Source organism: Bacillus sp. FSL E2-8900, from assembly GCF_037966225.1.
Classification (GTDB): domain Bacteria; phylum Bacillota; class Bacilli; order Bacillales; family Bacillaceae_G; genus Bacillus_A; species Bacillus_A cereus.
Genome location: NZ_CP150193.1, coordinates 219169 through 240000, shown reverse-complemented (window position 1 = coordinate 240000; position 20832 = coordinate 219169). Strand labels below are relative to the sequence as shown.

Here is a 20832-nt window from a genome sequence, read left to right as displayed (position 1 = left end):
GTAATTGGCGCGCCCGAGAGGAGTCGAACCCCTAACCTCTTGATCCGTAGTCAAACGCTCTATCCAATTGAGCTACGGGCGCTTATTCATGATGTTTTTTCGTCGTTGTAATTTGGCGACTCAATTATCTTATCATACTACATTTTCAAATGCAAGTACTTTTTTAAGATTTTTTTGGTGCGGCCGAGAGGACTTGAACCTCCACGGGGTTTCCCCCACTAGGCCCTCAACCTAGCGCGTCTGCCGTTCCGCCACGACCGCGCGGAAAAAACAAAAGTGAGCCATGAAGGACTCGAACCTTCGACCCTCTGATTAAAAGTCAGATGCTCTACCAACTGAGCTAATGGCTCGTAAATGGCTGGGCTAGCTGGATTCGAACCAGCGCATGACGGAGTCAAAGTCCGTTGCCTTACCGCTTGGCTATAGCCCATCGAAATAATTATCTTCTTTTCAAAGACAAATGTTATTGTAACATAATATCCAATAAAAAACAACTGCTATATAGCAGAAGTTAAAATGGCGGTCCCGACCGGGGTCGAACCGGCGATCTCCTGCGTGACAGGCAGGCATGTTAACCACTACACCACGGGACCATTTGGTTGCGGGGACAGGATTTGAACCTGCGACCTTCGGGTTATGAGCCCGACGAGCTACCGTGCTGCTCCACCCCGCGACAATACTATTCATATAAAATTATATGGTGGAGGATGACGGGATCGAACCGCCGACCCCCTGCTTGTAAGGCAGGTGCTCTCCCAGCTGAGCTAATCCTCCAAAAGTGGTGACCCGTACGGGATTCGAACCCGTGTTACCGCCGTGAAAGGGCGGTGTCTTAACCACTTGACCAACGGGCCAATATGTATGGCAGAGAAGAAGGGATTCGAACCCTCGCACCGCGTTAGCGATCTACTCCCTTAGCAGGGGAGCCCCTTGAGCCACTTGGGTACTTCTCTGTATGGCTCCGCAGGTAGGACTCGAACCTACGACCGATCGGTTAACAGCCGATAGCTCTACCACTGAGCTACTGCGGAATAATGAAGACAATTTGTATCTTATAAAAATTCTCTCTGTAAGTCAAGAAGTTTTTAACAACATCTTGTTCAAACGTGACATGTTTATAATATACTGGATTGCGTTTTTACTGTCAAGATGTTTTCGATATCGGTTTGAGTTTCCCTTTACACTTTCCACAGACATATCTTTTTGTATTTATTTGACGCCTTCTTACATATTGAAGTGAACACTCCATACATTCATACTTATAAATCTTTTTTTCCTTCTCTTCATTAATCATTCGTTTACAAAAACGTGGTGCATCAACTTTCTTTAACAACTCACGAAAATCCCTGTCCCTGTGCTTATACCCTCTTCCTGCAATATGTAAGTGATAATGACAAAGCTCATGTTTAATAATCCCGACTAACTCTTCTTCACCATACACTTCGTAATATCGATAATTTAATTCGATATTATGACTCTTCAATAAATAACGCCCACCAGTTGTACGTAATCTATTATTAAACACTGCTTTATGTAAGAACGGCATCTCAAAGTATTGTAGTGACACTTCTTCCACTAGTCGCTGAATTTCTTGCTCATCCACTCTCATTCCTCCTAAACAAAAAAATATTTTTACACTTTTCTCCCTTCTTATACATATATTAAATAGTACATATACCCATCCTCATGTAAGAAGCGTGGTTTCTAAAAACAAAACATGAATAGAAATCCACTCACCAACCTCTCATCAATAGCATTTTAAATTTTTGAGAGCAGGATTAAACAAGGAGGGATTCCTATGCCTACGTGGCTAAAAAAACAAATGCAACGTGCATATTTCGAAAAAAACCGGTATCAAATTAAGTTATTAAATGAATGCTGGTTTTATTATAGCAAAATACATCAAAGCTCATAATCCATTACACTTTTTATTCCATAAAAAAAGAGCAGTTTCATCTGCTCTCTTCTCTTACTATTCAATCGGCAACATAGATAGTGCAACGCGTCCTTTTTTTGTATCAATATCATCTACCCATACTTTTACAATTTGCCCTACTGATACAACATCTAACGGATGCTTTACAAACTGTTTGCTAAGTTTAGAAATATGTACTAAACCATCTTGCTTTACGCCAACATCAACAAAAGCACCAAAATCAACAACGTTACGAACTGTTCCTTCTAATTCCATACCACGTTTTAAATCTTCTAATTTCAAAATCCCTTTTTTCAGAAGTGGTTTAGGCAACTCATCCCTCATATCGCGTTCTGGACTAATAAGCGCATCTATAATATCAACTAACGTCGGCTCCCCAACTCCTGTTTCTTGAGATAACTTAGAAATCTCTACTTCTTCCAATCTCTTTTGTAATTGCGGTTGTCCTACGTCATCTATCGATAACCCTAGACTCTTCAATAATAATTCAACATTTTTATATTGCTCTGGATGAATACCTGTTCGATCTAATGGATTCGCTCCTTCTAGTATACGTAAGAAACCTATACATTGTTCATACGTCTTTGCACCTAAACGTGGGATTTTCTTTAATTCCGTGCGCTTCGTGAATTTCCCATCTTCTTCTCTCTTTGCCACAATATTTTTCGCAACAGTTTTCGATAAACCTGAAACATATTGTAACAATGCAACCGAAGCCGTATTTACATTAACCCCAACTTGGTTAACAGCTGTTTCTACTACAAATGTTAATGACTCATTCAGTCTCTTTTGAGATACATCATGTTGGTATTGTCCAACCCCAACTGATTTAGGATCAATTTTCACAAGTTCAGCAAGTGGATCTTGCAGACGTCTCCCAATAGAAACGGCACTTCTCTCTTCAACTTGTAAATTTGGGAATTCCTCACGGGCTAAATCAGAAGCTGAATATACACTAGCACCCGCTTCATTTACAATAATATAAAAGACATCTCGGTTCACACTTTGTAATACATCTACTATAAACTCTTCTGTTTCTCTAGATGCTGTCCCATTACCAATTGCAATCATTTCAACTTGATATTTATCTATAATAGAAAGAACTTTCGTTTTTGCATCATCATATTTACGAACAGGTGGATGCGGATAAATAACATCGATATGTAGTACTTTCCCCGTATCATCTACTACAGACAATTTACAACCAGTTCTATATGCCGGATCTACCGCTAGCACGACTTTCCCTTTCATCGGAGGTTGTAATAATAAGTTACGTAAGTTCTCAGAGAAAATATGTATTGCTTGTTCTTCAGCTGTTTCTGTTAATTCTTTACGAATCTCTCTTTCGATTGAAGATTGAATTAATCGTTTATAACCATCTTCAATCGCTAATTGTACATAATGTGCACTTTTCGAATCGTTATCACGAATTACTTTCTTATTTAAGAAAGTTACTATCTCATCTACTGGCGGAACAACAGCCACTCTCAATATATCTTCTTTCTCGCCACGATTCATTGCTAATACACGATGTGGTACTACTTTTTGCAATGGTTCTTCATAACTGTAATACATTTCATATATATTCTTTTCATCTTTTTCTTCATCTTTCACGGACGAAGACATAACACCTTTTCTAAAAGTAACATTTCGAATCCAACTACGATACGCAGCTTCATCTGAAACCATTTCTGCAATAATGTCTTGTGCACCTTGTAAAGCTTCTTCTGCAGATTGCACTTCTTTCTCTACATTAATAAATTCCACTGCCTTTTTAGCCGGATCTTCTTTCTTATATAACAATAACCATTCAGCTAATGGTTCTAATCCTTTTTCTTTAGCAATTGTCGCTTTCGTTCTTCTTTTCTCTTTATATGGACGATATAGATCTTCTACTTCTTGCAACTTTGTAGCTTTAACAATTTGCTGTCGTAGCTCTTCTGTCAGTTTCCCCTTCTCATCAATAAGACGAAGAACTTCTTCCTTCCTATCTTCAAGTTGCATCATATATTGCCATCTCTCTAAAATCGTACGAATTTGCACCTCATCTAAAGAGCCTGTCCATTCTTTTCGGTAACGAGCAATAAATGGAACTGTGTTACCTTCTTCTGTTAATTGAATAACATGACGAACTTGCTTTTCGGTAAAGCCTAATTCTTTCACTAACATTTTCATTAACGCTTGTCGATTACCTACCATTTCCATATACAACCGTAACCTCCTCTATAATAAAAAAAGTTGCCCTTCAAAGAGAGCAACTTAAACTGCCGATTTAAAAATCTATTAGTCCTAAACTAATTTGTAACGCTTCATCTACACGACTCATCATCACTTCATCCAAATGAGTGATTTTGTCCGTTAAGCGTTGCTTATCGATTGTTCGAATCTGCTCAAGTAAAATAACAGAATCTCTCTCAAAACCATACTTTTTCGCATCAATTTCCACATGAGTGGGTAATTTCGCTTTTTGAATCTGTGCAGTAATAGCCGCTACAATCACCGTTGGACTAAAACGATTTCCGATGTCATTTTGAATGACAAGAACCGGACGAACGCCTCCTTGCTCAGAACCAACAACTGGGGAAAGGTCTGCAAAATACACGTCGCCGCGTTTTACAATCAAAATATTACCCCCCGCTAACTAAGCGTTCTACTGTATGAGCTGCTTCATACTCTGCTAAGAAAGCTTCAGATGCAATACCAAGATTAATTTTTCCCATTTCAATGTACCCACGTCGCATTGATTCATGTTGGTAGCGTTTCTTCGTCTTATGTTGACGCAATAACAATTGTGTTGCCTGGCAAATTAGTTCATGGCGATTCTTATTCTCTTGTTTTCCAATTCCGTCCAATTCCGTTACCATTTGCTTTGGCAACCGAACCACGATTTCAGTAGTTACACTTGATTCGGACACAAAAATACACCTCCACCGTCAACTACACACCCAAATATATATATGACACCTATTGTAATAATACCATTGTATGGAGCCTGTTGCAAAGACTTCCTTATTCCTTGCTTATGTTTTCCAATTCACAAACAAAACATTCATCTTCTTAAATTTTTTATCTCATAACTAACTAAAAACAATAGAACTCCTCTTCAAAACTTACGTGCAACTTATATAAAAAATGATTATAAGTAAAAAGCTTCTCATCAAAAAGAGCTTATTATCCAGCAATGAACAGTCACTCCAATGACAAGAAGCAATCATACTACCTTCTATATATTGTTCAAGTAATTAATTATCTCTACAACCTTACCATTCCGTATAAATATTCTTGGCACACGGAAACTGATCGTTGCAATAATTTCATAATTAATAGTCCCTGAGTATTCCGCAACCTCTGTAGCGCTAATATACTCATCTCCTTGCCTTCCAATAAGCGTAACTTTCGTACCAAGTGGCACTTCACAAGGAAGATGAATCATGAACTGATCCATTGTTACTCGCCCTACAATCGGTACCCTTTTACCATTTATAAGCACTTCAAATCCTTGTAACCTTCTAAGCCACCCATCTGCATAGCCAATCGCTACAGTCGCAATCCATTCTTCAGTTTTCGTTCGATAGGTGACGTTATAACTAATTCCATCACCTTTAATTACCTGTTTAATATGAGCAACTTTCGTATGAAGTGATAGCGCCGGTTCTAATTCAAATGGTAAAAAAGGACGTATTTCTACAGAAGGAGATAATCCATACATTGCAATCCCAATTCGCACTGCATTAAATGTAATCCCTTGAAAACGTAACGTCGCAGCACTATTAGCTGTATGAACAAACTTAGGATCCACTCCGAATTCTTTCAACCAACTTAACTGCTCCAAGAACGTGTTATATTGCTTATCAAAATACGAAGTCTCAACCTCATCTGCCGTTGCAAAATGCGTGTATACTCCTTCTAACTCTAAAAACGGTGCACCCTCTAAACTCTTTAAAAATTCTTTTAGCTCTTTTCTTTCACGTATTCCAATTCTCCCCATACCACTATCAAAGTTAATATGGAATTTCATTACAGATGAACCATCCCAAAGTTTAATTGCTTCGTCCACCCATTCTTTTTGAAAAACAGTTAGCGCTACATCATTTTCAGCAGCTACATTTACATCACGCGGCGGCGAGGGACCTAATACTAAAATCGGCTCAGTAATACCAGCCCTCCGAAGCACTAAAGCCTCATCTAAAAAAGCAACAGCTAACCTTGTTGCACCTGCTTCTAATGCCGTTTTAGCCACCGGTACATAATCGTGCCCATATGCGTTTGCTTTAACTACAGCAAAAATCTCTACATTACTTGGGATGAACTCTTTAATATGTGTAACGTTGTTATAAATGGCATCTAAATCCACTTCCACCCAAGTGTCACGGTAAAATGGTGCTTCTTCCATAAATACACTTCCTTATACACGATATGCGAAGCTTATTCTTTTATATGCTTCTTTTATGAAATCCACCTTCAAACTAAGAAAAGACGTGGTGCACATATATCACCACGTCTAAGAAGTTTACTTCACCTGCTTCGCTGTAACTGAACGAGCAACCATTAACAGCTCCTTCGGCTCTAAACCTTTAGACACGAGCATATATTCTACTCCGTTATGCGACCACGTTACAGAGTCTTTTGTTAATGCACCAATCGTAAACCCAAGATCAACTGGTTCTCCACTTACACTTACCGCTGATGATGCCTCTGCAACTTTTGCCTTTTCTTGTATTAAAGTAAAGGATTTCTTATTTCCAGTGTATGTGAGTATCGCACGCTTGCCACTGTCTGTCTTCAACTCTTTTTCATCTTGCAGAGTCATACCTTGTGGTGTATCAAGTGGATACAAAATAGCAAACGGTTTGTCTTCTTTCGCTGTTGTTTGAACATCTACCTGCGCTCTAGACATATTTTGTTTCGTATCAAATGCACCTTTATCAAATTTCGCATCGAATTTCACTTTAGAGAAATCTACTTTCACAAGAACATTTTGATCATTATCCATTAACTTCACTGAAACTGGAGTCAAGTCGCTCTTATTCAATGTAATCTCTTGTCTCGGCAACATATTTTGATGTTGATAGTTTGTTTTTGTTTTAAAAATATAATACTTATCTGTTTTCTCAAAAGTAAGGTTTTTCTTGTCCTGCAAAATATCTCTTACAAGTGATTCATATAAATAAGCCTGGCTACTATTTTGCGGCCAATCACTTTGAAAACGGAAGCTCTTATTAAGCGCTGGCGTTAATACAAATACACCTTCTTCATTTCTCAAAATAATTTGGCTCTGATCTTTTTTTGCATTTTTTAAATTCACACGATAAAAAGACGGTTCCTTATGCCAAATCTCTACGTTATACTCTTGAGGCTCATTGCCTGTTTTAATAGATAATTTTGCCTCAGCTTGATAACTTTTCATCCCTTTTACTTTTGATTCTAAATCTCTCACGACATCATCTTGCTTCTTTTCCATACAACCCGCCAACACAAAAACGGTCAACAAACCGACAAGAACTAAAAACAGACGCCTTTTCATCAATTCAGCCCCTTTGCCCCTATAAATGAATGGAAGATGTACCTTCCTTATCGCTACCTCAAATATATGAGACAAAGATATAAAATATGCAGACTAGCGTGACGAGCTTTCTAAAACAACTTGAGCAACAGCAAATTCCTTACTATGACTAATTGATAAATGAACAATATGCTCTGTACTTGTAATCAGAATTGGCTTACCTCTTTCATCATTTTTCACTTCAATATCTAAAAAACTCACTTCTTTTCCGATACCAGTACCTACAGCTTTTGAATACGCCTCTTTCGCTGCAAACCTTCCAGCTACAAACTCTGTAAGGCGACTTCCTTTCAGCTCCATAGCAACATTACGTTCATTTTCCGTTAAAATACGTTCCATAAATTTAAGCTTTCCATCTAGCATTTTTTCAATACGATTTAATTCAATAATATCGATACCAATCCCTATAATCATTTCGAAATCCCCTTCTTCTATTTAACTTTCTTCTTTCATATTGATAAGAATAACAGAGAATCTTTCTGATGCAAAAGGGGTGATAGTAACCGTATGCTAATAAGATCCACTCATATTTCTTTACAACCGACTATTCTTACCTTACTGCTTATTCATTTAGTCATGATGATATTAGGCGACTTTTTTCTCTTACCACTGGCAGCCTCTAATGAATATATCGCGAAAGGAGAATGGTGGCGTGTCATAACTTCTCTTCTCGTACACGTAGACTTACAACATTTTCTTTCTAATAGTATTTTTTTGTTTGCTCTTGGTTCTTCTATCGAAAAGCAACTCGGACACTTTTCTTTTTTTATTCTATTTTTTCTCTCTGGAATTTCTGGAAATATTTCTTCTTATATTATTATGCCGCTTGAATATATTCACGCAGGTGCATCAGGTGGTATTTTCGGACTATTAGGTGCACAGTTATTTTTATTGTACAATCGATACCGCTCTTCAAAACCAAAAGAAATTGCCATTTTCTCAATTATGATACTTCTATTACTGCTATTTACTTTCTTTAACCCTTCTGCCAATCCGATCAGTCATTTAACAGGTTTAATAACCGGTGGCATTTTAACCCCTTTTTTAACAAAAAAAAACGATGGTGCAAAGCTTATTTAATATAAAAGCTTGCACCATCGATAATTTCTACATCTACTTGTTCACTTAAATCTCTCATTAATTGAAATAAAGACTCATCCTTCATCTTCGCCTCAATCATACAATCAATTTGCGGAACACTTCCCTTTATCCTTCTTAAAAAAGATAAAAATGCGTCTACATTAATATAATCTGCATGAGCTCTTGGATCTTTTCCCTCTCTAGGGCTAGAGATATGCATTTTAATCGGCAACAAAGACGTTTCCCACGTATGAACAACACGTGCCCAATCTTCATACCAATCTTCTTGCTCATTATTCATCATATGGTGATGCAAGTCAAATACGACGGGAATATCTAATTTTTCTCCTAAATATAATGTTTCCTCTAACGTAAAGGTTGTATCATCATTTTCTAATATAATCATTTCTTGAATACCCCTTGGGACATTCGACCAATTCTCTATAAAGCGCTCTAATGCAAGTTCTTTATCTTTATATCCTCCTCCAACATGCAGTACACATCGTTGCTTATGTTCAATCCCCATGCCTTTTAATAATTTTTTGTGCATCTGCAATGTTTTTACAGATTGTTTAAAAACACTCTCCTCAGGTGAATTTAGTACAACAAAATGATCTGGATGGAAATCAATTCTCATATTCATATGAACTGCATATTCACCTAGTTTTTTTAAATTTTCTTTTAACGGACGAATATAGTTCCACTCTAGCAATTCCTCATGATTCGCTAAAGGAATGAGCTTTGAACTGAGCCGAAAGAAAGATATGTCATGTCCTTTATTATGCTTTAATAAACGTAAACAATTTTCTAAATTGGAATTAGCAATTCTTTCAAGCTTACGAATTGCAGCATCACGATCATCTAATTTCTGAAACTGTGCATACGTCATCGTTTGAGATGGAGATGCATTCTTCAAATGTACACTCATCGCAACGTAACCAAGCCTTACAAGCATATAACAGCCCCTTTTCTATCATAACTATTATGTAGTATGCACAATTATAGAAATAAAAAAAGAGAATGCCCGCAAAGGGCATTCTCTTTTTTTATTAAGCTTGTGGACGGCTATGATGTTTTCTTTCGCCGCGTCCATTTGAAGAACCAGGGCGACCTTGGCCTTCACCTCTACGACCACGACTACCACCATCACGATTACGATCGCGGTTACCATCACGATTGCGATCACGGTTTCCGTCACGATTACGTCCATCACGGTTACGGTCACGATTACGTCCATCGCCACCGCCGCGTGCATCACGACTACGATTACGGTTACCATCACGGTATCCGCCTCCGTTACCGCCGCGTTTTTTAGAACCGCCGCCTCTTGAAACAACAGGTGGTTCTGATGTTAAAGCGATCGGAGTTGTATCCGGCTCTTTAGTCATCATTTTTAAAGCAGCAGCTACTACTGTTACAGAGTCATTTTCTTCTAACATTTCTTCTGCAATACGCTTGTAGTATGCTAAGTTTTCATTTTCAATTGTGCTTTGAAGCTTTTCAGCGATTAAACGTTGTTGACCTTCTAATGCCTCGTCAAGTGTCGGTGCATCCATACGGTCCATTTTACGTTTTGTTGTACGCTCGATATTTTTTAATTGTCCTGATTCACGTGGTGTTACAAATAGCATTGCAATACCTTTTTTACCTGCACGACCAGTACGACCGATACGGTGAACGTATGATTCTGGATCTTGTGGAATATCGAAGTTATATACGTGCGTTACGCCTGAAATATCAAGACCACGTGCAGCAACGTCTGTTGCAACAAGAACTTCAATAGAACCTTCTTTAAATTTACGTAATACAGACATACGTTTCGCCTGAGTTAAATCACCGTGAATACCTTCTGCAGCATAACCACGTAAGTTTAATGCTTCTGATAATTCATCAACACGACGCTTTGTACGACCGAATACGATTGCAAGCTCTGGAGATTGAATATCTAATAAGCGTGTTAACACGTCAAACTTTTTCTTTTCTTGCACTTCTAAATAGAACTGCTGAATGTTTGGCATTGTTACTTCTTTTGCTTTTACTTTAATGTGTTGAGGCTCAGTCATGAAACGCTCAGCAATACGGCGGATTGGATCCGGCATTGTCGCTGAGAATAGTAATGTTTGATGTGTTTCTGGCACATCTGTTAAAATTGCTTCAATGTCTTCAATGAAGCCCATGTTTAACATTTCATCCGCTTCGTCAAGAACAACTGTCTCTACGTTTTGCAGACGAAGTGTTTTACGGTTAATATGATCTAAAATACGACCCGGCGTACCAACAATAATGTGTGGGTGTTTTTTTAGAGCACGAATTTGGCGGTTAATATCTTGACCACCATAAATTGGTAAAATACGAACGCGTTTATGCTTACCAATTTTGTATAATTCTTCTCCAACTTGAATTGCTAATTCACGCGTTGGCGCGATAACAATACCTTGAACCGATTCTTTATGTGTATCCACTTTATCTAATAGTGGTAATCCGAATGCTGCTGTTTTCCCTGTACCTGTTTGCGCTTGCCCAATAATATCTTTACCTTGCAATGCATGTGGAATTGTTTCAGCTTGAATTGGTGTAGCCTCTTCAAAGCCCATACTTTCAACAGATTGCAGTAAAGAATCACTTAATCCTAATTCTCGAAATGTTGTCAATGTTACTTCTCCTTTTCTATCCTATACTTATCATTTAAAAAAAGGCGTTTTCCGAATTTGCGGAAAAGCCCTTTTCCTGAATGCTCACGTATATAAACGGGCGTATATTCTTCACGAAAATACTTCTAAACGTTATTACACTTTATCAATTATAAGTTTTGTATGTGTAAAAAGCAAACCCAACTGTTACCTTATTTTCATATTCAGAGTTTTTTTCTTCACTTTTATTTTTTTATATTTACTGTAAGCGCTTATTATAAGTTTCTTCTATTTTCGTAACTATCATCCCTATTTATATACACCAATTATTTCAACATCGTAATTACTTCTTCTAATTTCATACCGCGAGATGCTTTTATTAATACAACATCTTTCACATCGACTACTGCTTGTAAATCTTTTACTAACTCTTCTTTATTATCATACGCCTTTACACGTTCATTAGGGAAATTAATTTTCGCTCCTTCAGCAATTTGAGCCCCTAATCTACCGTATGTGAATACATGTGAGATTTTTGCTGGATCAATTAATTTTCCTACCTCATAATGGAACTGTACTTCTTGATCTCCAAGTTCTAACATATCACCGAGCACAACGATTTTTTTAGCAAAACCATCTAAACCATTCATTAAATGGAATGCTGCTTCCATAGCCGTCGGGCTTGCATTATAAGCATCGTTGATAATTGTTAAACCACTATTTGTTTTCACAATTTCCATACGCATGCCCGTCATTTGAAGTGTTACTAAACCTTCTTTCATCTCTTCCCACGTTACACCAAAATGTTTCGCAATTGCCATTGAAGCAAGTGTATTATACACATTATGTTTTCCTAACACCGGTAAGTAGAATGAAATATTTTCATCTCTATTCATTTTGAAATGTGTCCCAGTTGCTTGTAATGTTACAGTCGTTGGATAATAATCGTTTGCTCTTGCATCACCAAACGTAACCGTTTCTGCTGCTAAATTCATTCCAGGAACACGATTCGTTAATAAAGGCTCATCTCCGTTATATACGAACACGCCACCTTCTTGTAATCCTGTAACAATTTCTAATTTCGCCTCAGCAATTGCCTCACGAGATCCTAAATCCATTAAATGTGCCTCACCAATATTTGTAATGATAGCTGCATTAGGACGAGCTAACTTAGATAAGAATTCAATTTCGCCTCGGCTTGACATACCCATCTCTAATACTGCTACTTCTGTATTTTCTTCTAAGTTTAAAATGGTAAGAGGTAATCCGATATGGTTATTGAAGTTCCCTTCTGTTTTTTGCACTTTGAATTTAGTCGCAAGAAGACTTGTTACAATATCTTTCGTAGATGTTTTACCGTTACTACCCGTTACACCTACAACTTTAACATCCAATTGATCGCGATAGTTTTTCGCTAACATTTGCAATGCCGATAGCGTGTCTTCTACAAAAATAACCGGAAGATTCTCAGGTGGATTCGCTACATCTTTCATCCATAATGTAGCCACAGCTCCATTTTCAACAGCTTTATCTACAAAAGCATGTCCATCGAAGCGCTCCCCTTGAATCGGAACATACAAGTTTCCTTTTTCAATTTTTCTCGTATCAATAGACACGCCTTGAATAGTAATTCCCTCATATTGCTCTGCTAATTCAGTACCATTTACCATCTGTTCCACTTGCTTTAACATTCGCTTTATCATATATAAACGCTCCTTACATAGAGGAAGCACTATTCCTATGAATAGTGCTTCCTCCTTTTTTGTTAGATTGTATATTTAATTTTTTGTTTTTCTTCGTGACGTTCAATCGCTAAACGAATTAGCTCTTCGATTAATTCTGGATACGGTAACCCAGTATGTTGCCATAATAGAGGGAACATACTGAACGGTGTAAATCCTGGCATTGTGTTTACTTCGTTAATATACACTTCTCCATCTTTCGTTAAGAAGAAATCAGCTCGCGTTAAACCTGCACCGTCTAATGATTGGAATGCAATAATCGCATCACGCTTAATTACATTAGATTCTTCTTCTGTCATTTCAGCTGGAATAATTAGCGCCGTATCACCATCGATATATTTCGACTTATAATCATAGAAGTCCTTTTTCGGAACGATTTCACCTACAACTGAACATTTCGGCTCATCATTACCTAGTACCCCAACTTCTACTTCACGACCTACAATATTTTCTTCTACAATAATTTTGCGATCAAATTGGAATGCCTCTACAAATGCATCCTCAAGTTCTTCACGATTTTTACACTTATTAATACCAACACTTGAACCAAGGTTCGCTGGTTTTACGAAGCAAGGATATCCTAACTTATCTTCTACTTTAGAATAAGCTTCCTCACGATTTTTTTCCCATGCACTACGAATGAAGGATGCATATTTTGCTTGTTTTAAACCAGCCTCTGCAAAGATGTTTTTCATAACAACTTTATCCATACCAGCAGATGATGCTAGAACACCATTTCCTACATAAGGGATATTCATTAATTCTAATAGTCCTTGAACCGTTCCATCTTCACCGTTTGGTCCATGTAGTAATGGGAAAATAACGTCAATAGCGTTCTCCTCAGAAGCTGCAGATGGGATAATTTCTGTACTTAATGATAACGGAGAAATCGCATTTTCTGCACCGCTCATTTTTAAAGCTTCAACATCTGTTACTTCGCCTTCAATACGCTCACCGCGTACCCATTGACCTTGTTCTGTAATATAAATTGGATGAATCTCGAATTTATCTTGATTTAACGCTTTAATAGCAGCAAGAGCCGTCTGTAGCGAAACTTGATGCTCAGCTGATTTTCCACCATATAATAAACCTAATTTAATTTTCGTCAATGAAATCACCCTAACCAATTGTTTTCATTTTTCTATTTTAGCACTTTTTATAAAAATAGGTAGTTCCTATTTGAAATAAAATGTAACTTCCATAAATAATTAAATAACATCACTTATTGGTTTTTCATTTCATTTTCTATATAGCTACACAAAATAAAATGGCAATCTAATCTAGTTATGTACCTAAAATATGTAGAAATCCCCTTTTTTGTGTATGTCACCTATTCACTAAGAAGATTGTTTGGTTAGTGTGTCTTTTTGCCTTTGCTCCACAAGGCGATCTAAAGAAACATATACAATACCTGCAACTACACATCCTACAGCTAAAATTGTAAATAGAAAGTGACCAAGTAATCGATCTAATAAAAAACCGCCCAAAAGTGGACCAAATGCGCTTCCTGTAATCCACTGCAAACCTGCAGCTCCCATATAAGTCCCTCTCAAATGCTCAGGGGCCAAATTTGCTACAAATGTCATCTGTACAGGCGACATAATCATCTCACCTAACGTATATATAGCATAAACGAACAGTAATATTATTAAAATAATTGTAGCATTTGTATTAAATTCTCCAAACCACTTCGGTAACCACCCTATAAAAAATAATCCAATCCCGAATAAACATGCACCATATAACATCGTCTTCCCGACCGGTTTATCCGTAGCCCATTTTGAAATTTGAAACTGGAATAAAACAACTAATAGTCCGTTTAACGCCATTAAATATGGATATGGATTATTCGTTCCAAAAATATGCTTCATTTCATTATCAAAATGTAGTGGCAACATGCCTTCCGTTTGAGAAAACCCCATCGAAATGATAATGCCTGCTAATAAGTAAATCATTAATACCTTATCTCGCATTACAATTTTCCAAACTGCCCCAGCTTCCTTTTCTTTATGTTCTTCCTTATCTGTCCTTTTTGGCATCGTCTCTTGAATAAGAAGTAATACAAGTAACGCATAAAATAGCATTGTAGAAGAGGCAATAATAAACACAAGGTTCTTTGACAACACAACTACTGATGCTCCCATTATCGGACCAATCGCAGCACCTATATTGTGTCCCATTCGTAATAAACCATATGCCTCTGTTCTTTTTTCTGGTGCCGTTACATCCGCGACCATAGCTGATGCAGCTGGATGAAATAAAGAATTACTCAACCCTAAAAAAATAGATAAAATTGCATATGGAATAAATCCTTCTATAAATAGAAAACCGAGCATTAATAATGCATTACTTGCCATAGAAAATATCATAATAGGCTTTCTTCCATATATGTCAGCAATTCTCCCTCCTATAAGTGATCCAAAACTTGCAGCAATTGGAGAAAGCGCCATAATAACCCCAACTTCCAACAACGAATCCACCTTATCTTTTAAATATAATGCAAAAAAAGGCATTAACATCATCATTGCAATTCCATTTAACGTCTCTCCAATAAATCGAATCCATACGTTACGGTCCATCTCCCTTAACTCACGCCACGTATTTTTCATCATTTCACCCCTTTAGTTAGCCAACAATTATCTTATAATAAGTTCAGAAAAATGTAAATTTTCAAATAAAAAATCCATTCTAACAGAATTAGAATGGATTTTTTCACTTATAAATTTGCAACATCTTCTTCTTTTTTACTATTATTTAAAGCACTATGTTTTCGGCTATATAAGAAGTAAACCGCTATACCAATAACCATCCATATCCCAAAACTAATCCATGCTGTCCCCGATAATTGAAGCATTAAGTATAAACAGAAGATCACTGTTAATGCTGGTAAAAATGGTACAAGCGGAGCCTTAAATGCCCTTGGTAAGTCTGGATGTGTTCTTCTCATTACGATTACCGCAACAGCTACGAGTGCAAATGCTGACAATGTCCCCATATTTACAAGATGTGCTAAAACATTTAAATCTATTAATCCTGAAATCAGTGCCGCAATAATTCCCGTTGTCCATGTATTTAAAAATGGCGTTTTAAATTTCGGATGAACTTTAGCAAGACGTTTCGGCAGTAAACCATCTCGGCTCATCGCATAAGAAACACGAACTTGCCCATACATCATAACTAGCATTACTGTTGTAATTCCTGTAATTGCTCCTACCGAAATTACCCCCGCTAAACCATCTTGTCCAATAAATTGAAGTGCAAAAGCAACTGGATCTGATATATTTAGCTGTCCGTATGGAACAATTCCTGTCAAAATAAGCGAAACAACGATATAAAGAACTGTACAAATTAATAACGATGCAATAATACCAATTGGTAAATCACGTTGCGGACGTTTCACTTCTTCTGCCGCTGTTGAAACTGCATCAAATCCTATAAATGCGAAGAATACTGTAGCCGCTCCAGCCATTACACCATCTAAACCAAATGGCATAAAAGGCGTCCAGTTTTCAGGTTTCACATAATTAAAACCAGCAAAGATAAAAATAAGAACAACTGCTATTTTAATAAATACCATAATGTTATTTACTCGTGCACTTTCACGAACACCCCTAGATAAAAGAACTGTCATCACTAAAATAATTAGAACTGCAGGTAGATCAATTATTCCACCCTTACCTGTACCAGGAGCCGAGGAGAGAATAGTCGGAATATGAATTCCAAACCCCTTTAATAAAGATTGAAAATATGCAGACCAACCGTTCGCTACAGCAGATGTAGCAAGTAAATATTCCAGCATTAAGTCCCAGCCAATTAAAAATGCGAATACTTCCCCCATCGTCGCGTATGTATACGTATACACACTGCCCGAGACAGGAACTGAAGAAGCAAATTCAGCATAACAAAATGCAGCAAAGGCACAAGCTAGAGCGGCAATCGCAAATGATAATATAATAGCTGGCCCAGAATGTTTCGCTGCCACAACACCCGTTAGAACAAAAATACCAGTTCCAACAATTGCTCCGATTCCAAGCATAGTTAAATCTAGCGCGCCCAATGTTCTTGCTAACGTTTTTTGCTTACTTTCTTGCATTAACTTTGCAATTGGCTTCTTTTGAAAAATTTGCTTCATCTTTCACTCCTCCAAGTTTTAAATTTTCTGAAAATTTTTAATTCGCTTTTTTATTTTACTCATTACGCTTTTCCTAGTCAATACTTTTGTCGAAACAAGTAGAAATTCTTCTGAATATGCACGCCCCTTATTATTCTTTCTATATATCTTTCCATTATTTTTTTGGTATTATTATACATGTCGATTCCGTGAAAAAGGCATGCCCCCTTATTGAGAGCATGCCTTTTTTACTTATTTCACAGTATATGAACCTTGTTCAATCCAGCTATACATATACTTTTCATCTTCTGTTTCATGTGCTTGTTTTACAATACGAAGCGGACGGAATGTGTCTATCATAACAGCTAATTCAAGCGTCTCTTTCTTCCCTATACTTGCCTCTGTTTTCCCCGGATGCGGCCCATGGGGAATCCCGCTCGGATGAAGTGTAATAGAACCTTCTTCCACACCTTTGCGACTCATAAAGTTTCCTTCTACATAGTAAAGAACTTCATCACTATTAACATTACTATGATAATATGGTGCCGGAATTGACTCTGGATGATAATCGTATAAACGTGGTACGAAAGAACAAATAACAAAATTATGTCCTTCAAATGTTTGATGTACTGGCGGTGGCTGATGAATGCGCCCTGTAATTGGTTCAAAATCCTCTACATTAAATACCCACGGATATAAATAGCCATCCCATCCCACAACATCTAACGGGTGGTGTCCTAAAACATGTTTATGCATATAGCCTCTTGATTTTGTCATTACGACAAACTCGCCTTTTTCATCATATGTCTCTAATTTTTCTGGACCACGAAGATCTCTTTCACAAAACGGACTATGCTCTAACAATTGTCCGTATTCATTTCGATAACGACGCGGCGTTGTAATTTGGCTATTCGCCTCTACAACAAGAAACTTAGTCTCTCCTTCATCTGGAATAACACGATAAATCGTTCCAATTGGAATCGTTACATAGTCGCCTTTTCTATAGTGAATCGTTCCAAACATCGTTTCAATTTTCCCTGTTCCATAATGAACAAATAACATTTCGTCGCCATCACCATTACGATAGAAATAATCCATTTTTTCTGTTGGACTCACTACTCCAATTAATAAATCTTCATTTCCAAGTATGAAATTCCGTCCACTTATTGCATCACCACTTTTTTTACTTTCTTTCGTTCGAAAGTGGCGATGAGAAAGAGCAACATCCTCTTCATACTGCAACTGACAAGAATGCGATAATGCAGAATGACCTACTTCTGTCGGCATATAATGATGATACAAAATAGACTGCGTACCAGAAAAACCTTTTGTTCCCATTACCTGTTCACGATAAAGCGATCCATCTTTTTTACGAAATTGTACATGTCGTTTATGAGGTAGTTCTCCCATGTGACGATAAAACATGCCCATCACCCGCTTCCTTTTCTTTTTTGATCGTATTACGTAGTGTACCTAAACCAGTAATCGACAGTTCTACAACATCTCCATCTTGTAGCCACTCTTCTGTACCCAGTTCTAAAATACATCCTGTTCCTACTGTCCCAGAACCAATCACATCTCCTGGATATAACGTAACGTCCTCTGAAGCACGTTCAATCATTTCAGCAAATGTATAGTAAATATCTTGGAAGTTTCCTTTTGATAATAGTTTTCCATTTACATGAGCAGTCATTTCTAAATTATATCGATCACCATTACGATAAACGTCTAATTCCTCTTTCGTAACAAGATGTGCTCCTAAAGAAGTTGCAAAGTCTTTTCCTTTCGCTGGACCGAGACCTACTTTCATTTCTGTTGCTTGTAAGTCTCTCGCACTCCAGTCGTTCATAATACAATAACCAAAAATATATTCCTCTGCTTGCTCACGAGAAATATTTCGCCCTTCTCTTCCTATTACGCAAGCAATCTCCAACTCATAATCAAGCTTTTTAGACTTTTTCGGACCAATTACAAAATCACTGGAACCAATTACAGCACGATGATTAGTAAAATAAAAAACCGGAATATCATACCATTCAGGCACAACATCTAATCCTCTTCGTCCGCGAGCTGTTTTTACATGTTGTTCAAATGCGTAAAAATCTCGAATACTACTCGGATTAGGAAGAGCAGCTGTCAATTGTACTTCTTCTAAAGCATATATACCCTTATTTGGATTCTTAATATTCCGCACTACTTCTACATACTCATCCGCTTTCTCTAAAAAAGCAATCATAGAAGAAGGGATTTTCCCTTCACTAGCAAGATTCATATCTATTACTTTGTCACCTTCAAGCCATCCAGCCCGTAGTTCTTTTGAAGGAAGACGAAATGTAACAAATTTCATCCTGATTCCTCCTTATAAAAATGAAATTTCCACCAGCAAAGGGACTTTTGCTGGTGGATACAAATCTTATAAGTTTCCGCGACGCTCTTGTTCTCTTTCAATTGATTCGAATAACGCTTTAAAGTTTCCTTCACCAAATCCACGAGAACCTTTACGTTGAATGATTTCAATAAATAAAGTCGGGCGATCTACAATTGGTTTCGTAAAGATTTGTAGTAAGTAACCTTCATCATCACGATCTACTAAGATCTTTAATTCTTTTAACTTATCAATTTCTTCATCGATTTTTCCAACTCGTGCAGTTAACTCATCATAATAAGTATCAGGTGTATCTAAAAACTCCACACCATTTGCACGAAGCGCTTCAACTGTTTTAACAATATCACTTGTTAATAAAGCAAGATGTTGTACACCAGCTCCATTATAGAATTCTAGATACTCTTGAATTTGTGACTTTCTCTTTCCATCTGCTGGTTCGTTAATAGGAAACTTAATACGACTTCCATTCGTCATAACTTTCGACATTAACGCCGAATACTCTGTACTAATATCGTCATCATCAAAATGAATCATTTGTTTAAAGCCCATAACATTCTCGTAATAACTAACCCACTCTTCCATTTTTTCAACATTACCAACTACATGATCAACAGCAATTAAACCAGACTCTTCAAATGGAATATTAAATTCTACCTTTTGGAATCCTGGCATAAATGCCCCTTTATAATTTTTACGCTCTACAAGCGTATGAATTGTATCACCATACGTACCAATAACTGCTTTTTTCAATGTACCGTCCTCATCTGTTAATTCCTGCGGTGGAGCAATTGCGACGGCACCACGTTTCACTGCTTCTGAGTATGCTTTATCAACATCATCAACAAGTAGTGCCACATCCTTCACGCCATCACCATGAGTCTTTACAAACTCTGCAATACGATTTTCACTACTTAAAGCTCCAGACACAACGAAACGCATATTTTTTTGCACAAGAACATAAGAGACCTTTTCACGGTTTCCAGTTTCTAATCCAGAGTAAGCCACAATTTTGAATCCGAACGCTCTCGCAAGATAATAACTCGATTGCTTTGCATTCCCTACGTAAAATTCCAAATGATCTACATCACGTACTGGAAAAAAGTCCTCCATTTGTGCAGCTAGCGTATCCATAGATTTTTGTTTCATAATATCTTCATCCCCCTGTAAATAGATTAAATGGTCCATACTTAAAACCAACCGAAAACGCTTCCAACATTAATTAATAGAAATTAGTTAGCAAGCTAACAAATTCTGACCTTTAAAATTTTCTATCTTTTCTGTCAAATTCCTCTTTTTTTCTTACATATAAAATTCGACTTTTTTCTCTTTGAAATAAAGCGGGATTTTATTCAGTGGATTTTTGATTATTCGTTGAATCAAGTTT

18 protein-coding genes and 11 tRNA genes (1 of these 29 only partly in view) are annotated in these 20832 nt (G+C 37.2%); 2 read left to right on the top strand and 27 right to left on the bottom strand.

Annotated elements, in window-relative coordinates; translation table 11 throughout:
- From NST90_RS01380 to NST90_RS01325, 12 genes are all read right to left on the bottom strand, one after another.
- Position 1: transfer RNA gene (locus NST90_RS01380), tRNA-Pro, on the bottom strand; it reaches 76 nt to the left of the window's first position.
- Positions 2-5: 4 nt separating this feature from the next.
- A tRNA-Arg gene (locus NST90_RS01375) sits at positions 6-82 on the bottom strand.
- Between the two features lie 93 nt (positions 83-175).
- Positions 176-261 (bottom strand) — tRNA-Leu (locus NST90_RS01370).
- A 16-nt stretch (positions 262-277) separates the two neighbouring features.
- Positions 278-350, bottom strand: a tRNA-Lys gene (locus NST90_RS01365).
- A gap of 5 nt (positions 351-355) precedes the next feature.
- A tRNA-Gln gene (locus NST90_RS01360) sits at positions 356-430 on the bottom strand.
- A gap of 87 nt (positions 431-517) precedes the next feature.
- Positions 518-593 (bottom strand) — tRNA-Asp (locus NST90_RS01355).
- A 3-nt stretch (positions 594-596) separates the two neighbouring features.
- Positions 597-673 (bottom strand) — tRNA-Met (locus NST90_RS01350).
- A 25-nt stretch (positions 674-698) separates the two neighbouring features.
- Positions 699-774: transfer RNA gene (locus NST90_RS01345), tRNA-Val, on the bottom strand.
- A gap of 5 nt (positions 775-779) precedes the next feature.
- A tRNA-Glu gene (locus tag NST90_RS01340) sits at positions 780-854 on the bottom strand.
- An 8-nt stretch (positions 855-862) separates the two neighbouring features.
- A tRNA-Ser gene (locus NST90_RS01335) sits at positions 863-953 on the bottom strand.
- A 3-nt stretch (positions 954-956) separates the two neighbouring features.
- Positions 957-1031 (bottom strand) — tRNA-Asn (locus NST90_RS01330).
- Positions 1032-1144: 113 nt separating this feature from the next.
- The gene (locus NST90_RS01325) at positions 1145-1603 is read right to left on the bottom strand and encodes a SprT family protein (protein ID WP_000344237.1); all 459 of its coding nucleotides are present in this window, start codon (positions 1601-1603) and stop codon (positions 1145-1147) included.
- 195 nt (positions 1604-1798) lie between these two features.
- Between NST90_RS01325 and cmpA the strand changes: the two genes are divergently transcribed.
- A complete protein-coding gene (cmpA, locus tag NST90_RS01320) occupies positions 1799-1915 on the top strand; it encodes a cortex morphogenetic protein CmpA (protein WP_001143642.1) in 117 nt (38 codons plus the stop codon).
- Between the two features lie 57 nt (positions 1916-1972).
- Here the strand turns inward: cmpA and NST90_RS01315 are convergent, their stop codons facing one another.
- The 6 genes from NST90_RS01315 to acpS form a co-directional block, all read right to left on the bottom strand.
- Positions 1973-4141: a Tex family protein gene (locus NST90_RS01315; protein WP_016124211.1), complete on the bottom strand. Its 2169-nt coding sequence runs from the start codon at positions 4139-4141 to the stop codon at positions 1973-1975.
- A 67-nt stretch (positions 4142-4208) separates the two neighbouring features.
- Positions 4209-4559: a type II toxin-antitoxin system endoribonuclease NdoA gene (ndoA, locus tag NST90_RS01310; RefSeq protein ID WP_000635965.1), complete on the bottom strand. Its 351-nt coding sequence runs from the start codon at positions 4557-4559 to the stop codon at positions 4209-4211.
- A 4-nt stretch (positions 4560-4563) separates the two neighbouring features.
- Positions 4564-4851 (bottom strand): antitoxin EndoAI, encoded by a 288-nt coding sequence (locus NST90_RS01305; RefSeq protein ID WP_000004570.1) that lies wholly within the window; start codon positions 4849-4851, stop codon positions 4564-4566.
- A 308-nt stretch (positions 4852-5159) separates the two neighbouring features.
- Positions 5160-6329 (bottom strand): alanine racemase, encoded by a 1170-nt coding sequence (gene alr / locus NST90_RS01300; protein ID WP_000390615.1) that lies wholly within the window; start codon positions 6327-6329, stop codon positions 5160-5162.
- Between the two features lie 117 nt (positions 6330-6446).
- A complete protein-coding gene (locus tag NST90_RS01295) occupies positions 6447-7397 on the bottom strand; it encodes an outer membrane lipoprotein carrier protein LolA (protein ID WP_002004297.1) in 951 nt (316 codons plus the stop codon).
- Positions 7398-7553: 156 nt separating this feature from the next.
- Entirely contained in the window at positions 7554-7913 is a 360-nt protein-coding gene (acpS, locus tag NST90_RS01290) for a holo-ACP synthase (RefSeq protein ID WP_000583415.1), read from the bottom strand.
- A 93-nt stretch (positions 7914-8006) separates the two neighbouring features.
- Between acpS and NST90_RS01285 the strand changes: the two genes are divergently transcribed.
- On the top strand, positions 8007-8579 hold the full coding sequence (locus tag NST90_RS01285; protein WP_000908523.1) for a rhomboid family intramembrane serine protease: 573 nt from the start codon (positions 8007-8009) through the stop codon (positions 8577-8579).
- Here NST90_RS01285 and uvsE read toward each other — a convergent pair.
- The 9 genes from uvsE to hppD all read right to left on the bottom strand — a co-directional run bounded on the left by uvsE (position 8572) and on the right by hppD (position 20594).
- Entirely contained in the window at positions 8572-9534 is a 963-nt protein-coding gene (gene uvsE / locus NST90_RS01280; protein WP_000961166.1) for a UV DNA damage repair endonuclease UvsE, read from the bottom strand. The two genes, NST90_RS01285 and uvsE, sit on opposite strands and share 8 nt — an antisense overlap.
- Positions 9535-9628: 94 nt before the next feature.
- Complete coding sequence (locus tag NST90_RS01275) at positions 9629-11230, bottom strand: DEAD/DEAH box helicase (RefSeq protein ID WP_000206585.1); 1602 nt, start codon at positions 11228-11230, stop codon at positions 9629-9631.
- 305 nt (positions 11231-11535) lie between these two features.
- The gene (gene murF / locus NST90_RS01270; protein ID WP_000595957.1) at positions 11536-12912 is read right to left on the bottom strand and encodes a UDP-N-acetylmuramoyl-tripeptide--D-alanyl-D-alanine ligase; all 1377 of its coding nucleotides are present in this window, start codon (positions 12910-12912) and stop codon (positions 11536-11538) included.
- A 62-nt stretch (positions 12913-12974) separates the two neighbouring features.
- Entirely contained in the window at positions 12975-14060 is a 1086-nt protein-coding gene (locus tag NST90_RS01265; protein ID WP_000161427.1) for a D-alanine--D-alanine ligase, read from the bottom strand.
- Between the two features lie 228 nt (positions 14061-14288).
- Positions 14289-15560, bottom strand: coding sequence for an MFS transporter (locus NST90_RS01260; protein WP_046392318.1), 1272 nt, complete (start codon positions 15558-15560; stop codon positions 14289-14291).
- A 107-nt stretch (positions 15561-15667) separates the two neighbouring features.
- On the bottom strand, positions 15668-17083 hold the full coding sequence (locus tag NST90_RS01255; protein WP_000809361.1) for an amino acid permease: 1416 nt from the start codon (positions 17081-17083) through the stop codon (positions 15668-15670).
- A 231-nt stretch (positions 17084-17314) separates the two neighbouring features.
- Positions 17315-18487 carry a homogentisate 1,2-dioxygenase gene (locus NST90_RS01250; protein ID WP_013141710.1) on the bottom strand — a complete coding sequence of 391 codons (1173 nt, stop codon included), beginning with the start codon at positions 18485-18487 and terminating at the stop codon, positions 17315-17317.
- Positions 18453-19409: a fumarylacetoacetate hydrolase family protein gene (locus tag NST90_RS01245; RefSeq protein WP_000674004.1), complete on the bottom strand. Its 957-nt coding sequence runs from the start codon at positions 19407-19409 to the stop codon at positions 18453-18455. Before NST90_RS01245 ends, NST90_RS01250 begins: the two co-directional genes overlap by 35 nt.
- 66 nt (positions 19410-19475) lie before the next feature.
- Positions 19476-20594: a 4-hydroxyphenylpyruvate dioxygenase gene (hppD, locus tag NST90_RS01240; protein WP_000810922.1), complete on the bottom strand. Its 1119-nt coding sequence runs from the start codon at positions 20592-20594 to the stop codon at positions 19476-19478.
- Positions 20595-20832 lie beyond the last annotated feature (238 nt).